General features: G+C 40.2%; 11 protein-coding genes. 2 read left to right on the plus strand and 9 right to left on the minus strand.

The genetic code is table 11. The features are described 5' to 3' along the window. Window positions 1–200 precede the first annotated feature (200 nt). The 6 genes from H6571_07380 to H6571_07405 all read right to left on the minus strand — a co-directional run bounded on the left by H6571_07380 (window position 201) and on the right by H6571_07405 (window position 8583). Complete coding sequence (locus tag H6571_07380) at window positions 201–3971, minus strand: hypothetical protein (protein MCB9323548.1); 3771 nt, start codon at window positions 3969–3971, stop codon at window positions 201–203. A 115-nt stretch (window positions 3972–4086) separates the two neighbouring features. Next, window positions 4087–4824, minus strand: coding sequence for an EI24 domain-containing protein (locus H6571_07385; protein ID MCB9323549.1), 738 nt, complete (start codon window positions 4822–4824; stop codon window positions 4087–4089). A gap of 243 nt (window positions 4825–5067) precedes the next feature. Further along, complete coding sequence (locus H6571_07390; GenBank protein MCB9323550.1) at window positions 5068–6462, minus strand: hypothetical protein; 1395 nt, start codon at window positions 6460–6462, stop codon at window positions 5068–5070. Between the two features lie 323 nt (window positions 6463–6785). Further along, complete coding sequence (gene rpsP, locus H6571_07395) at window positions 6786–7442, minus strand: 30S ribosomal protein S16 (GenBank protein MCB9323551.1); 657 nt, start codon at window positions 7440–7442, stop codon at window positions 6786–6788. Window positions 7443–7734: 292 nt separating this feature from the next. Then, on the minus strand, window positions 7735–8133 hold the full coding sequence (locus H6571_07400; GenBank protein ID MCB9323552.1) for a hypothetical protein: 399 nt from the start codon (window positions 8131–8133) through the stop codon (window positions 7735–7737). 51 nt (window positions 8134–8184) lie between these two features. Next, entirely contained in the window at window positions 8185–8583 is a 399-nt protein-coding gene (locus H6571_07405; protein MCB9323553.1) for a hypothetical protein, read from the minus strand. Between the two features lie 846 nt (window positions 8584–9429). On the opposite strand from H6571_07405, the gene H6571_07410 reads away from it, so the two are divergent. Beyond that, the gene (locus tag H6571_07410) at window positions 9430–11925 is read left to right on the plus strand and encodes a hypothetical protein (protein MCB9323554.1); all 2496 of its coding nucleotides are present in this window, start codon (window positions 9430–9432) and stop codon (window positions 11923–11925) included. 46 nt (window positions 11926–11971) lie between these two features. Here the strand turns inward: H6571_07410 and H6571_07415 are convergent, their stop codons facing one another. Continuing rightward, window positions 11972–12859 (minus strand): thioredoxin family protein, encoded by an 888-nt coding sequence (locus tag H6571_07415; protein MCB9323555.1) that lies wholly within the window; start codon window positions 12857–12859, stop codon window positions 11972–11974. 291 nt (window positions 12860–13150) lie between these two features. Between H6571_07415 and H6571_07420 the strand changes: the two genes are divergently transcribed. Continuing rightward, window positions 13151–13480 carry a hypothetical protein gene (locus H6571_07420; protein MCB9323556.1) on the plus strand — a complete coding sequence of 110 codons (330 nt, stop codon included), beginning with the start codon at window positions 13151–13153 and terminating at the stop codon, window positions 13478–13480. A gap of 66 nt (window positions 13481–13546) precedes the next feature. Here the strand turns inward: H6571_07420 and H6571_07425 are convergent, their stop codons facing one another. Both H6571_07425 and H6571_07430 read right to left on the minus strand, forming a co-directional pair. Continuing rightward, window positions 13547–14491 (minus strand): hypothetical protein, encoded by a 945-nt coding sequence (locus tag H6571_07425; GenBank protein ID MCB9323557.1) that lies wholly within the window; start codon window positions 14489–14491, stop codon window positions 13547–13549. Window positions 14492–14498: 7 nt separating this feature from the next. Then, window positions 14499–15047, minus strand: a complete 549-nt coding sequence (locus H6571_07430) for a sigma-70 family RNA polymerase sigma factor (protein ID MCB9323558.1) — start codon at window positions 15045–15047, stop codon at window positions 14499–14501. Window positions 15048–15902 lie beyond the last annotated feature (855 nt).

Here is a 15902-nt window from a genome sequence, read left to right on the forward strand (position 1 = left end):
TTTAATCTTTTTGATGTGGTGGATCATGGGTAAGGTGTCCACTTCCCCTAAGCTGCAACCGCTTTAAAGTAGAGATTCTTACTTCATCCTCAGGAAAAAAATAACCTGGCTGCACCACATATCACCATAACCATAATTATTCCAAAGCCCAGGGAAAACCAGCTGGAAATTATTTGTCATTTGCCCGTTTTACAGGAAAATCACTTAAAAAGCAAATGGGTGTTTTCCGCTTCGTTTAATTTCGACATAAAAACCTTAAAGGCTGAAAATTCTTCAGGTTTCACATTTTGTCTGTTAACAGTATAAACCCTATGAACTTTTAATTGATCCGAACCATTTCTTTCAAAATTCAAATTATAATAACACCCTTTGTATTCCAGATGCACATCTTCTGGAATTTCAACGAACGAATGTCCCTCTGGCAGTCCGATCTCAATGGTTTCTTCATAACGATCCACATCTTCATAATTGACAAAATCAAAATCCAGGGTTCTTTCACTGTCTTCAAAAATATTCATCCTCACCAGGATATCTGAAAAAGGAACCTTAACAGACCTGAATGATCCCAATTTCAATACATCATTATCAACCGTGATATCGAAACTGAATATAGCCGTATCCAACCGTGGTTCGAGTTTTTTAAAGTCCAAAGCATCCAGCGTCAAAGCGGAATTAAAATCATTGGATATACTTTGTTTTAATTTATCTTTTTGTTCCTTTTCATCACTGTAAAAATAGGTTTTACACATTCCCGAAGCATAAACCCCTGTTTTGATGTTCTCCTTTCGGATTTTCATTTTAAAATCATCGGTTATATTAACCTTTGAATGACGGAAAACTTCATTTTTATACCCTTCATTAAATGCCAGGTAGGTGAGATGAATATCTTCCGAAATATTATTTCCGGTTGGAATTTCCAGAATGGACGCCCCATTATGACTATTGTATAAATACCCGAAAGGAAGATCCGGATCAGTAAGTTCCAGAAATTTATCACCTTTTTCGAGATGGACTTTTACGATGCAGTGATTAAAATTTAAAGAAGGTAACAGGACGCTGTTTTGTCCGTTGTCACTCGTATTGACCAATACCAATTCAGCATCCAAACCCGCAACCCTCGCCAGGGACACAAATAGGGTTGAAACATCTTTGCAATCACCAAGCCTGGAATGATAAACCTGGGAGGCCTTCTGGGGAATGTAACCACTTTGCCTGAAATCAATAGAACTGTAATTAATGTTCTTTGCCACAAAATTGTAAATCACTTTTGCTTTTTCCTCGTCGGAAAGATCCTTTTCGCTACCGTCAAACAACTCTCCGGCTAAAGTCTTTATGGTATAATCCGGTATTGCCTGATAAGTGGACAGATCACTAAACCATTGGACAATATCCTTCCAGGAATAATTTACGGCTACATGCACGGTTTGGGCAATATCATAAAAAGGGAGAGCATTCGATTCGTTTTTTACTACCTCAGGACTGTTTACACTCCATTTATATATTTTGAAACCCTCTTTCTGGCTTATTTCAGGAACCACGGAAGCATTAAAACAAGTATCTATTACCGAGACCCCATCTTCTACATAAAGGTTATATTCTTCCTCATAAACCGGAGTAAAGGAATTCAGCGAAAAAACATCACTGATAAACACAGACGACTTGCCGCCGTTGTACTGTTTTTCCAAATAGGAAACAAAGATATAATCTCCCACCTCAAGATTGATAAAAACAACTTCACCATTGTTTCTTTCCGCATCGATTTTCTCACCACTTTGCTTAATGGTTTTGGCTTCTTTAATAAAATATTCTATGGTGGAAGTGGTATTAAAAGAGATGTTTTGCCATTCTTCAATGGCGCTTTCATCATTCATTTTTAAAACATATTCCTGAGTCCGTCCAATGGCCTTGGATTTAAAAATGACGAGTGATTCAGCATTCCACACAATGTCATAGGCATTTTTTACCGGTGGCACAAAGGAAGAATTGTAGGAGGCAATTTTTTCGGCGGGATCAATTTCAGGAATCATATCTTGAATTTTTGTAAGTCCTTTTAATTCGCGGATATTTTCATTCACCTCAAAAGAAAACGGGAAATAACGCAATGATTCATTATAATAAAAAATGGCCTTTTCATTGTTCCCGGCTGCTTTGTTCAGAAATGCCAAATCGGATAAGGTATTAAAATCAGAAGGCCTGTTTTGCAAAATGGTCTGGCAAATTTCAATGGCCTCTTTAAACCTGGATTGCCTGGTTAAGAGATTCACCATGCTGCCATAAGGACCCACTTCAACGGGAAACAATTCATGATATTTTTGCAACAAACCCATCGCTTTTTCCGGCTTACCCTCTTTTAGGTAATTATTCACCAATTCCATAAGGGCCTGGTTACTGAAATTATTTTCTAAAAATTTTTCTAAAATTGAATTGGCCTTTACCGGATTGGACAGGTAAGATTTTTCCATTTTGTATTTGGAGACTTGTGCCAAATTATCGTCAGGAAATGATTTGGAAAAATCATCAATCATCTTCAGCAATTTTTCAACATCCTCATCCATAGAGGCTAACACTATCTTAAATGAAATGTCCAGGTACTCGTCATAATATCTGGATAAATACAGATCAGAGTATTCCTTGACTTTAAGCTTATTGCCTTCATTATAATATTTATCAATTTTATTTTTCAACACATCCCTGTCTTCGGCGTAAATTTCCTGAAACAGGTCGTAGTATTTATTCTGGTTGGTATTGTTATTGGCTTTGGTGGACAGCAAAACCATATTTAAAAGGACGAGATAGTTTTTCGGATGTTCCTTGTAAAGCATCTCCAGAATACTTTCCGCTTTTTCCAGTTCTTTTGATCTGAAATAGGATTTCGCCAATAATATTTCATACAAAAGATCATCGGTTTTTTCCGCCTGCTCTTCCAGGTAACGAACCGCAAAATGAGGTATGGTTTCAGTCTCTTCGACACCCTTTTGGAAAGGGCGGTAATAACAGCTGCTCTCCGGCCAAATTGGATTATTTTCGGTATCCGTCAATCGGATGGTAAAACTTGTATTTCCCAGATCAGTATCTCCTGATTGTACCAGAATCCTGTTAAAACCTTTATTCATCCTGCACTTTATCCTGAAATAATCAATATCGGTTTCCCTTGGCTCCTGTTCCCAAAAAATTAATGAATCATTTAACCATAACTTTAAGGTTCCCGTATATCCAAATTTCAATATCAATTCCTGATCTTCGGGAGATTCTATGAAAGTCTGGCCATAAATAATTGAATTATCTCCCAGAAAATATGCGTCTTTGGCAATATAACCATCTTTTCCACTGGTACCAGGTTTAAACCAACCGATCTCCGCTCCATACCTGGAAGTAAACCGCGCTGTGGTATCCGGATGGGAAAGAACTCCAAAATCCTTGTCGTACCCGCTGTTCATCACATTATCAAAGGGGCCCAGGAATAACCAATTATCGATATAATTGATCTTGTTGAAATATTTTTGAGCCTTGCTTTTATCAAATGCCCATAAATAATGAGTACTCAATCTGTAGTCACATGCCACGTCAAGCTTTCCTTTGTTTGCCTTATTTTTTTCTAATTTTTGAAGAAATTTTAACTGTGAGGGCTTTTTCTTAAAGGAGAGTCCAACGGCCCCTTCCTCGAACCATAAAGCGTAAAGGGCCGGAAACGGGTCGGCGGAAAGGTCAAAAAAAGTTTCAAATACCTGAGTAGCTTCCTTTGTTTTGTTTTGCCGCTCATACAACATGGTGAGACATAACAGGGCATTTTCCTTACAGGCCGGATCCTTTAGTGCTGCTTCAAATTGAGCAATCGCTTCGTCAACATTGGCATTGTCGAGGGCTTTCCAGGCCAACTCATAGGCATTTTGGCTATTGCCGGTAATAAAAAAACCAAGGCTTGCCAATAAAATCAAAAGGCTTCTTGTTCGAAAGTTGTGTGTTATTTTCATTTTTAAAAGTTAATTGTAATTTGGGAAATAGCATGGGTATGCTTTCAAACTCAAAGCAAATAAAAGGAATAAAAAGTATAAAAACCCAAGGATGGGTAAGAAAAAGTATGCTATGCTAAATTTTTTCCGGCAATCGCTTCAAAGTTTCCGTCGTTGCCGCCACCGTACCCAACGGCAGCGCAATTAAAAACCCGATCCCCGTCAACAACAACAGCATAAAAACCGTCCCATTTCCAAGCGCCAGTCCTTTGTTTTTTCGCAAAAAATTTACACTGCCCTCTACCCTGTAATATCTTTCGAGGGTGTAATCCATATTGCCGAAACCGGCATAATAGGCCTGGATGAGAAAAATGATGATGGCAACAAAAGGAGAAAAAACAGGAATCAGGCCAAAAAGCAAAACGACTACGGTAAAAAACAATTCCCGGATGATATTTCTGACCGCCAGCCTGAGTCCGCGCACAAAATCACTGATGATCATTTTCAGGGTGGGCGTCTGGGCACTGCTGCCAAACCTCTTTTTTTCAATGCTTTCAGAAAGGAAACTCATAAAGGGAGAAGCAATGATCATGACGATATATTTGAACAGCAGTAATCCAACAATAGCCACCAGCAATCCCCCGAAAATATTGGCTACTTTATCTACCATACCGCTGCCCCATTCAAAAGGGTAAAACGACACCAGCCAGCCTCCAATATCATCAGAAGAGGCCCAGGCTCCGGCAAAAATGCCTATCCCCAATAAAAAGCTGATGATGCCGGGAATCATCACATATTTCCACAAACGATAACGGGAAATATCCTCAAATGCTTTTCCATAAGCGGTGACACCGGCCATAAAATCTTTTACCATCTTCGTTTTTTTGTTGACAAAATAAAAAGGTTCTGCACTCCGATCAAAATTAATCTATGCACGGACTTTTTTTTTCGATAAAAAATGCCCCCAAAGCGCAGAGGGCATTGGAGGCATTTTTTAATCTTGCATTAAAATCCTTTCTTAGCGGATGGTTCAAAAATAAATTTACATTTTTATGCGCTGACTCCACTTTTGGGGCGGAGGGGTGGCAAAAGTGTAAATTTATTTTTTCCGCGTTTCCTATTCTTTCGGTTTGCGTTTACGGCGCGTCTTAAACAGTTCCACTACCTCTTTATCCGTTTGGAAATTCAAATCGACAAAGAAAGTGGAAACGAATTTTTTGATATCCTGGTAGTCTTTTCCACGTTTGTCTGTAAACCGCTTGAGTAATTTACGAATATACTTCATCGAGAGGTCTTCCAGTTTTTGATTGAACTTCTGGTTGACAAAAACCTCCATATAAACCGGGAAGTGTTTCGAAATTTCAAAAAAGTCGGTATAAGCGTCTGCTCCCAGGTTGCTGATGAACCGAACAAAACAATCGTAGATGGTTGACCGGACACATTCATTGACGAGCGACAACCCTTCGTGTTTGTCATAAAATCCTTTTACGGCAGCCTGTACTTCTTCAGAAATGTATCCTTTATCCTGGATCATATCCATCAATTCGTAATAAACGGATAGGTCGTCCTTGATTTTTTTATTTACAACAGAGGAAATGCGTGCATCGGCTTCTGGTTTGAGGTCAATTTCGGAACTCTTATGCAATTCGAGTACGAAGTGCAGAAATTGTTCTGAGAATTCCTCATTTTCCTTCCTGATTTCATTAAAAACCGTTTCCAGGTTCTTATGATCTTTTTCACTCAAATCAAAATAACCGGCAACAAGTGCCATCAACTGCAGGTGTTCTTCTGTTCCTTTGAGCTCATCATTGTTGATAAACTGCATCAAGGGCTCAATGAGGGAGGAATTATCAACATCCTCCGCATTCACCCTGACAATGAGGAAACTCTTTAAAGAAGTAAATAACACCTTCAGCTCAATAGCGCTTTGAGGGAAATCAGCCGTTTGGAAATGATCGTGAACAAACTGACGTTTGTAACGGATCAAGCCCTGCTTACGCTCCAGCACATCACGGTATTTGGGGAGTTTATGCCCCATGAGGTAATGACGTACCCGACGGTTATCGATTTCATTGATCAGGTTGGTAATCCAGATATCACTACTGAAGGCAAAGCCCATCTGTATAGACTGACCGATTCTTCTTTTGAGGATATCAAAATTGGCAGAATTGCAAATGGTAAGCAATACCGCTTTAAAATGTTCCTGGGGACGAGCGTACTTGAACTGCGCGTTTAATTCTCCCCTCAAAACCGAATACCCCAGTAATTTAGGCAAAAACAACCCTTCAAAACGATCGTCCAGCATAAGCTTTTCCAACTCGATGAGCTGCAACGGGTTTTGTCTGGCAACCTCATTGTGCAATACAGCAAGATGGGGCTCGAATTTTTCTTTCAGCTGAACATAATCCTCATCCTCTTCATTTTCGAGATAGGCTGCTAATTCATCAGATTCCTGAATATGCACAGCGAGTTCTTCAAGTTTTTCCTTATAGTTTTCTTGTAAATCCAACATAATATTGGTTCCTTTTAAAGGTAAACCTGATAGTGCATCAAAGGCACTACCAGGTTTACTAATTATTTTTAGAATAAAGTATAGCCAAGTATCGGGTGGAAACAAAAGTATGAATGCCTTCCACTCCGCAAATATACATTTTATAAAATATAAACGACAAACAAAAGTGTAAAGAGTGCAATAAAATTTATTAATTCGGTCAGGAAAAAGTTACTAAAAATCATCCTTTTCCGGCACTAAAAATTTATCCATTGCAAAATTAAAGCCCGGGCGAAATCAATCGACCGGGCTTTAAAACTAAACTTAAAACGAATCAGGAGAAATTACTCTGCTTTTTCGTCTTCATTTTCGACAGCTGGTGTTTCGTCTTCTACTGAAGCTTCAACCTCAGGTGCTACTTCTTCCGCTGCAGGGGCTTCTGTTTCCGCTACTGCTTCCACTGCCATTTCTGCAGCTTCTTCTGCCGCATTTTTCTCAGCCGCAATTTCTGCAAGGGTTTTGTGCTCTTCAGCCTTAGGCGTATCGTTACCAAAAGCAGCAGTTTCCTTAACGGTCGGAGCCGGAGGAGGAGGTGCTGATCCGGACACTCTTTCGTGGAAAGCTACTTTTTCGGCTAATGTTTGTGCCACTCTCTGGGCGATTTTAGCTTCTTTCAAGTCTATCCATTCCGCTAATTTAGCCTCGGCCTGTTCCTCGGTTAAAGCACCTTTTGAAACACCACGCTGAAGATGTTTTTTGTATAAAACACCTTTAAAGCGCAAAATTGCACGTGCGGTATCTGTAGGTTGAGCACCTTTCATCAACCAATCATAAGCTGCATCACGATCCAATTCGATCGTTGCAGGTTTTGTCATAGGATTATATACACCAAGGTTCTGGATGAATTTACCATCTCTCGGTGATCTCGCATCTGCTACCACTATGTGGTAAAATGGGCGTTTTTTACGTCCTTTTCTCTGTAATCTGATCTTTACAGCCATTAGATTTTATTGTTTGGTTTAACCATATCCACGTACTCCCATTAAGGGACGGTGGCATTAACGGGCGCAAAGGTAATCTTTTTTTTGAAATTTCACCCTTTTTATTTTGAACCAGGAAAAAAAAATCAAACCAGGATAAGGTGTTGGTTCTACCAGAGAATAAACAAGGTGGGGGGCACCTAAAAATGAAAGCCGGTATATCCTGGAGGGGGCACTGTGTATTTACTTTTTAAAAGGCGGCAGAATTCCCAAAAAAATTCTGGAACATCCTGCCGCAGAAACCTCGCAAAATTTATTGAATATCCTGTCCGGGATTAAAACCCAACATAGCTATTACAAGAATGGCCAATTCCCAAACACTCGGTTCCAGTTCGATAAATAAGGTCCGCACCACAACAACAACGCCACCAAGCACCATTTTCTTAATGAACTTCCGTTGCTGATGTTTTTCCTTTAATTCATCTCTCTCCCGTTTCAGGTTTCGTTTTTCGGAAACCAAACGCTCACGTTCCTGCTCCCATAACTTTCTTTCTTCTTCCAGGACAAGTTTCATATCCCTGGCCTGGGTATCGGTGGATTTGTATTCATCTGAAGCGTCCGTATTAAACAATACCTTGAGTAATACGACAACAACAAGGAGGATTATAAAAACGATGCCTCCGCTGGTCGAATTTAATGCTAAGAACAACATAACCTCTCATTTAAAAATTGAACAATTGAATTTACCCCCATGGATGTCAAATCATCGCATGGCATCATCCAGTACTTTTCTTGTTTTTTCGCAAAATACAGTGATCAGAACCCCTTCCGACTTGACAACATTTTTAAATTCTCCAGTGATAAAAAGCATCTGGCCCTGATCGGGTAATGCCTCCCCCTGAATGGCTTTAACCATTAAGGAGCCTCCATGACCATCTTCGATATAGTAGTAATTGACCAGAATGGCAGGAATCGCCAGTGAACCGCTCGTTACTTTGGCATCCGGAATTGCCCTGAATTCGTTGTGAAGATCTTTTTTAGCCCCCGGGATATCGGAAGACAAAAGAATCGGTGTTTTGACAAATTTTTCGGGATCGGGAGAACAGGTAGCGACCTGGAAAAAGCACCAGGCACATAAAATCAGAAATAATAACCATCTCATAATACGTCGATTTAAAGGTTAGAAATCGCCGCACAAAAAATGAGGTTTGACTTGCAAAAGACTCGATAATAGCCTATCTTGCATAGATATTGTATATACAAATAGCGTCAAACGACCTCACCGTCGTGCGACCTTTTGAGAACAATGTGGGGTGGTTTAAACTAATCCGGCCAGGACGTTTTCTACCCCATTTTTTTTCCTGCCAAGCATAAGCAATCACAAACCATGAATGCCCTTGGGCCATGTTTCACAATGTTCAATACTTCAACAGTTGAACCTGTCTTCCTGTGTGTCTAAATGTGTGCGAGGTGGGTTATAGCTAAGCTATATTAGTATCATGAATATGTTCAGAGGGGGATTGTTAAAGTGCCTTTTTAGAAATGTGAATTTAACATCTCTGTATTTTATGTTGGCTATTCGAAATTAAATTTAGTCCATTTTTGCCAACTATGCAAATTTTTTTTATTAATTTCCATTGTTTTTCTTTTTTTCTTAAAATTTTACAATGTTTTTATAGATTAACACAATATTTTATGCCAATAATATCAATACAACCTCAATAAAACATAAGAATATGAAAAATTAATTTTTACTCAGAAAATTTATACTCTAAATATTTGCGTAATATGATTTATTTTACCTATATTTGTTTATATATAAAAATTTTATACCATTATTTACATTTTCTACCCAACTTTACACTTATTTAAAATTACTTTAACCCCAAAAACCGTCAGACACAAAAAGAAGCATAACCCTCAGACTATGAGATAATATTTAAATGCTTAGCTTACCTTATTCAGACTTTGCCTTTTAACCCTCAAAAACGCACAACAAAAATTTATTATGTCAAGTACGAATAAAGTTCGAATTCAAACGGCCGTATTCAAAACCATTCACAACCAAATTATAGCAAAATTTCAAACCGAACACCCTGATCAAAATCTACCGGAATACAAACTTTACGGTTTTGCTCCCCAATCCAAAGGCCAGGAGCATAAAAATGAAATCAGTATCCGAAGTGAGTTTATAAAAACTTACGAAACCAACGGCATAACACCGCCCCAAAGTCTGAAAAGTGAACACAAATGGAAGTTAAACGGCAAATTCCTCAGGGACGCCTATAAAATTAAAGCCAATACACAGAATCCATTCATTACGATCAATGCCGACTATCTTAACACTTTTTTGTTATACCTTGGATATAAAGACCTTGAATCTTATAACCGTTTCCTACAGGTAGAAAATATCGTCCCGCAGGAAAGAACGCCCGTGGAACGTCCAGACAGTTTATCAGACCATGCCATCTATTTCAGCGGGTATGCTTATATCGGCAATAATATTGATCAGATTACCCCATTCGAACTAATCCTGAATGGGACGATTGTCGAAGTGCCCAAATCCCCTTATTATGGCCGTCGGTACAAAGGTAAAATTGACCAACCCGATTTAGACAATTTACACCTTCATTCCAGCATCACCCTTTCTTCACAGGATGACCTGGACACCCGTCACGAACTGAAACTAATTCTTCTCGGCAATACTCCCCTGAAACGCAGATCCTTTGCCGTAGGGTATTACATTGTCATTTCCAATGCCGAAACCCGCATGGGACCTTTTATCCTTGAAAACCGAATTGTCAATGAATACCTGAATCCAGACATACCAGAAGATGGGGTCGCTTTAGGTACCCACGCCCCATTAAATACCCAGAGCCTGCTGAAAATGATTTTCGAAAATGAAATCACACAGAGCGATTCAAATTTACCCCTGCTTCAGTCCTCCATTCCCAGAACCTTTTTTGATTTTCTTAAAACAAATTGGAACCTCAACTTCACAAAAAAGAAAATTATTGCCACATTTCACGAGTGGAAAAAGGCCCAGTTTACCCAATTTTTAAATAATCAGCATTATAACCTTGACAACTACCTGGAGGGCACTTCCAACAACTTCGGCCCATTCCTCGACAATGTGTACCCGGGATGGAGAAACAATCAAAATTTACTTGAAAAAATAGCGGGCCATTATGCCATGTACATTGGTTGCTGGGAACCCAACTCCATTACCGGCGAAAAGGAGAAAAAAATCGAGCTGCTCCGTTTTGTGCTGACCAAAAACGGAAAGGTTCAGTGCCTTGCCAACGGCGAAAGAGAGTTTAAAGGAAGTATTGAGATTTATGAACAAAGAATATTACAGTTTAAGCTCCAAAAAGTAGATGGCAATTCCAATTATCTGGTAATTTTACGTATCCCTGACGTCATCCATGACAAAGAACAGGATGATTATACCTTTACAGGAATTTTTGGTGGCATCAGCACAGGTTTAAAACCTCGCGCCGATAAGGCACTTTTACGCAAGATCCCTGATAATGATATCAAAAACCCGAAATACACCCCAAGGTTTATCGATGGTACCGAATCCGGTATAATCGAGGAGTTAAAAAATTCAATTTCGGGTTTCGAGCAATTTTTTTCTCTGGAATCCGAAAAAGACAGGTACCTTCAGGGGAGCAATTTGTTTTTCAGCAATATCCTGAACCTCCCCCCTTCCAATAAAGATATCAAGGAAGCCGCAGGTACCTATTATCTTTATCGCCTGAACTTCCATAATAAAGTCATAAAACGGTATCCTGTTACCATTTCCCCAAGTGGCAAAACGATCTTTATTCGGGGAAATCTTTCTATTGAAGGAAAAGCTTTCCTTTTGCATGACCAGGTAGTGATCCACTTTTTCCAAAAAGGCCTGTATGAGGGCATGTTGAACTTCCCAATGATAACTGCGCCCAACAACCGAAAAGAAGGTATTCTTACGAGCAACAGCCATTCCAACAACCCTTTCTCCAATAAGGTCTTAGTTTTCAAACCTAATAAACAACCTAAAGAGGAATCCAGCAAATATTTTTACAAAAACCTCATCATGGATGAACAATATTCTTCCATAAATCAGGAAGAATATGAAGAATTTAAAATAGCAAGTTATTCCCTTTATTCCAGCCCTTATGCCATTTACACAGATTTGGAAACAGACCGGTTACTCAACGATTCCCCAGTCCAATTAAAGGAAAAAGCCATCAAGAACCATCTAGGGAAACTCATCCTATACCATTTTAAGAAAACAAATGTTCCAAATTGTGAAGCCACGCGGTCCTGTTTGAAAATGGCTCAAAGGATGATGACTCATTGGCAATGTGATCAGAAAATAATTTCCAGTATATTGGATAGCCAATATCCAAATTTAGCTTGCTGTGACAATCTAAAATCAGAAATTATGAATTATTTCAATCCGGACGGAAGTGAACCGAACAGATTCAGCTATGAATCTACGACAGAAAATTTCTTTTAGAGATTACCATTGCCCATGCATTCCATTTCATAGAAAGCCAATTTAATTACTTTTCCTTCAACTCTCCCATCACATCATTGCGTTGGAGAAAATTCAGAAAATCTTTAGCCTGAGTTTTGGATTGGAATTTTCCAATGGTGACATGATAAAATAGCTGACCGTCAGCTCTCCTGGTGTAGAGCATTACCGGCTGATTGAAGTCTTTTTCAAGGAGATGTACCTTGTCCACCGCTTCCTCGTATTTATTAAAGACACCTGTTTGAATATAGTATTCCGCAACGGATTTGGGCGTAAAAGCCAATGGTTCGCTTTGATAATAATTATTATTGGTATTAGGTACTTCGGCAGCGGCAAAAACAGGTGATTGGCTTGCAAAAACAGGTTGGTTGGCATTCATCCTTGTTTCCGGTTCCGGGATCAGCGCAGGTCGTGAAAAGGTGAAAATGGCCTTGGGACTGTCCATGACCAGCTCCCGGATGGCCCGGGTGACAGGCGGATGAACAGATATTTTGTTGCCGGGTTTGTTCAGTTCTTCCAGAATGGAAAGCAACTCCTTTGCTCCCACCGAAGTTTCTATCCTGTTCAACAATACGCCCTGTGAACTAAAAATCAGAATGGTGGGCAAAGTGGCCACTTTATATTGATTCTGATACCATTGTCCTTCCGAATGATCAATATCCAATTTTGTCGCCAGGTAATTTTGATTGGCATAAATAGCCAACTGTGGATCATTGAAAGTATTTTTTTCCATCCACTGGCATGGCATACACCAGTCGGCAGAGAAATGGGCGAAGTACAATTTGCCCTCCCTGGCCGCCATATTACGCACCTCGGAAAGAGCGGCATCAACGAAATTGACAGACGCCTTTAAACCGAAAAAAGAAAATTGAGCTAATACGAACAGGGGGAGAAAAAGAATGTTTGACTTTTTCATATTTCATAAGGATTAAACTTGTTACCAAATAGCAGGATCTCGCTTTGGTGAGGTTAAAGATAAGGAAATAAAATTAACATTTCAAGTGAAGGAACGAGACCGGCAGTAAGTTAATGGAGAACGGTATTTTTAAATTAGTTTACGAAGCAATATTTTTTTTTAATAAATAAAACAAAAATACGATCCCCTAAAAGAAGCCCCGGGATTTTTTTTCACCTTTCTTAAACAGGACTACCCGTTAAAACCATAACCTTTTTAACTTTGTTCCATACTTTACACAAAGTTCAATTTATGGATAAAACGACGTTTGAGAATACGAAGGAACTCATTGCTCAGGATTTTGAGCTGGAAGCGGTGGAAGGAGAAAGCATAACGGAGGAGCAATTACTCATGTTGCTTGCTGAGAGGATGGATTTCCTGATCCAGAATCGTCCGGAATTTCTTTTCAGCCTGATGTACCGGCTTGACGTGGATGAACGTAAGGTAGAAGCAGCACTTTCCCCTATCGCTCCTGAACCCGGACATATCGAGCTTGCCCGCCTGGTCATCGAACGACAGCGGAAGCGGGCTTTTACCAAACAATTCTACAAACAGGAAGAGCTGGATGACCTCGATTGGTGATCCCCTCAAAAAACGTTCCCCGAAAAATTCGGATGAATCAAAAGAGGAGCCGCTCAAATTCACCTATTATCCCAACTTGAACCAAAAACTATTGATCTTTTCCAACAACTCTTCTGACTTTGACCGGTAAAAATCATCTTCTGTCGTATTGATCAGGTCTAAGAGTAATTCCTTAACCTCCACTGTATCTCCGCCATCAGCCAATAAGGCCAAAGCTTTGCTGTACCGGGCGTTATCCCTGAAAAAGTTTGCACGCTCTTCAGGAAAATCTACCATTTCCAGCGACATCAACACATCGTCGAATGAATCAATAGCGGTCTGGTAGTCACCACTTTCCATGGCTTCATGGGCTGCGGCAAACTGTGCTTCAATGACAGTCGTCACCTCAGGCCTTTCGCTGCCCATACTGCCGCCGGTCTCCGGTTTAAAATAAGCTGCTTGCACCAGGGCATCCGGGCCGTAATTGGCCCCGGCATACCATTTGATTCCAAAACTTACGATCAGCAGGAAAGAAGCCGCCACGGCCAACCGGCGATAGAGGGTTCTTATTTTGGCTTTTGGGTTTGCTGCCGGGAGTCCTACAACGGTATTATTTTCCGTTTCCCATCCCTGCATTTTCCGACTAAAATCCTGGTCGGCCATTCCCTGAAATCCAGAGAACAATGTTTTATACTGCGCCACTTTTTTGGCAAACGCGGTATCTGTTTTCAACCTGATGTCTGTTTCGCTACGGAGTTCCGGATGCAATTCATCGTTGAGATACCCCTGGATAAGGGTTATTTCCTCTTCATCAGCATCACTCCATTCGTCGGACCATGCTTCGAGCTTACTTTTAAAAGAAGCATCCGCCAGTGTTTCCAATCCTGAAAAGATCTTTTGGTACGCCTTTACTTCCTGAGCCAGTTCATTATCGTTTCGTATGTCCTTTTTAAAGACTTCCCTCTCTTCCGGGTTCATCGTACCTTGACAATAGGCTTCAATTTTTTCGATATTTACTTGTTGTGGGTTCATTTTATTTCTATCCTAACATTTGCCTGATGGCTTTGAGACAATCAAATTTCTTCTTTTTCGCTGCTCCGGAGGAAGGCATATCCATATTACTGGCCACCGCCTCCATGCTATAACCTTCCAGGTAATAAAGGGTGAGCAATGTCTTACAGGGCTCTCCTATTTTACCCAGTATGCTTTTTACGATTGCTGCATTTTCTTCAGCATCTTCGTGTTCGTTTATCCAGTTGTCGGCCAGGTGCATCATACTCTCTTCCCCTTCATCCGCCACACTGAATCCTTTTCGCCGGCAAAGGTTTTTTCCAATTCCGACCAAAAATGTACTTAATCGCGATTGCAGGGGAGCTTTCAGGCTTCCATTGACCGCCTTGCGATGAAGGATGACCATCGCTTCGTGCAACAATTCAAGGGCTTGTGACGGGTTTATCCTGGCGTATTTTATAAAATGTCCACAGAACACCTCCCGGACATCATGATAAAAATCTTTCCAAACCCTGTCGTCCCCCCCTGCCAGTTGCTCGAGTAATTTTTCCTCGTTTTGATAATTGCTTTTGTTCATTAATGGATGAGTTTCGGTATTGGTTACTAAACGGAGAAACTATTTTATTAATAAGTCTATTGTTCTGTGGATTTTCTACGGTTTCGGAATAAAGATATAACAGATGGTAACAATGTAAAAGAAACTCCCAAAATATAAATCAGATCGTATTTTAATGGAACGCGGAGGGAACAGGTTTGACAGATTCACACGAATGGCATCCCTGATCCCAAAAAAATCCGTCCTCACCTGTTCAATCTGTTCTAATCTGCGTCCCATCATTTTCCAAAAGCTTCCATTGATGGGTAGAACGCTGATGAAACGGATCTGACGGATTGCCACGGATCTTAGCACATCAAAAAAATCCGTCCAACATCCGTTCTATCTGTTCTGATCTGCCTCCCATCATTTTCCATCACTTTTCAAAAGCTTCCATTGATGGGTAGAACGCTGATGAAACGGATTTGACGGATTGTCACGGACCTTAGCACATCAAAAAAATCCGTCCAACATCCGTTCTATCTGTTCTGATCTGCGTCCCATCATTTCCCATCATTTTCCAAAAGCTTCCATTGATGGGTAGAACGCTGATGAAACGGATCTGACGGATTGCCACGGATCTTAGCACATCAAAAAAATCCGTCCAACATCCGTTCTATCTGTTCTGATCTGCCTCCCATCATTTTCCAAAAGCTTCCATTGATGGGTAGAACGCTGATGAAACGGATTTGACGGATTGTCACGGACCTTAGCACATCAAAAAAATCCGTCCAACATCCGTTCTATCTGTTCTGATCTGCCTCCCATCATTTCCCATCATTTTCCAAAAGCTTCCATTGATGGGTAGAACGCTGATGAAACGGATCTGACGGATTG

The organism is Lewinellaceae bacterium (genome assembly GCA_020636105.1).
Classification (GTDB): Bacteria; Bacteroidota; Bacteroidia; order Chitinophagales; family Saprospiraceae; genus BCD1.

Bases quoted from the DNA above. Each gene is read 5' to 3' on its own strand.
- H6571_07410 (MCB9323554.1), top strand. From the start codon at position 9,430: ATGTCAAGTACGAATAAAGTTCGAATTCAAACGGCCGTATTCAAAACC.
- H6571_07400 (MCB9323552.1), bottom strand. From the start codon at position 8,133: ATGTTGTTCTTAGCATTAAATTCGACCAGCGGAGGCATCGTTTTTATA.
- rpsP (MCB9323551.1), bottom strand. From the start codon at position 7,442: ATGGCTGTAAAGATCAGATTACAGAGAAAAGGACGTAAAAAACGCCCA.
- H6571_07385 (MCB9323549.1), bottom strand. From the start codon at position 4,824: ATGGTAAAAGATTTTATGGCCGGTGTCACCGCTTATGGAAAAGCATTT.
- H6571_07430 (MCB9323558.1), bottom strand. From the start codon at position 15,047: ATGAACAAAAGCAATTATCAAAACGAGGAAAAATTACTCGAGCAACTG.
- H6571_07380 (MCB9323548.1), bottom strand. From the start codon at position 3,971: ATGAAAATAACACACAACTTTCGAACAAGAAGCCTTTTGATTTTATTG.
- H6571_07390 (MCB9323550.1), bottom strand. From the start codon at position 6,462: ATGTTGGATTTACAAGAAAACTATAAGGAAAAACTTGAAGAACTCGCT.
- H6571_07415 (MCB9323555.1), bottom strand. From the start codon at position 12,859: ATGAAAAAGTCAAACATTCTTTTTCTCCCCCTGTTCGTATTAGCTCAA.
- H6571_07425 (MCB9323557.1), bottom strand. From the start codon at position 14,491: ATGAACCCACAACAAGTAAATATCGAAAAAATTGAAGCCTATTGTCAA.
- H6571_07405 (MCB9323553.1), bottom strand. From the start codon at position 8,583: ATGAGATGGTTATTATTTCTGATTTTATGTGCCTGGTGCTTTTTCCAG.
- H6571_07420 (MCB9323556.1), top strand. From the start codon at position 13,151: ATGGATAAAACGACGTTTGAGAATACGAAGGAACTCATTGCTCAGGAT.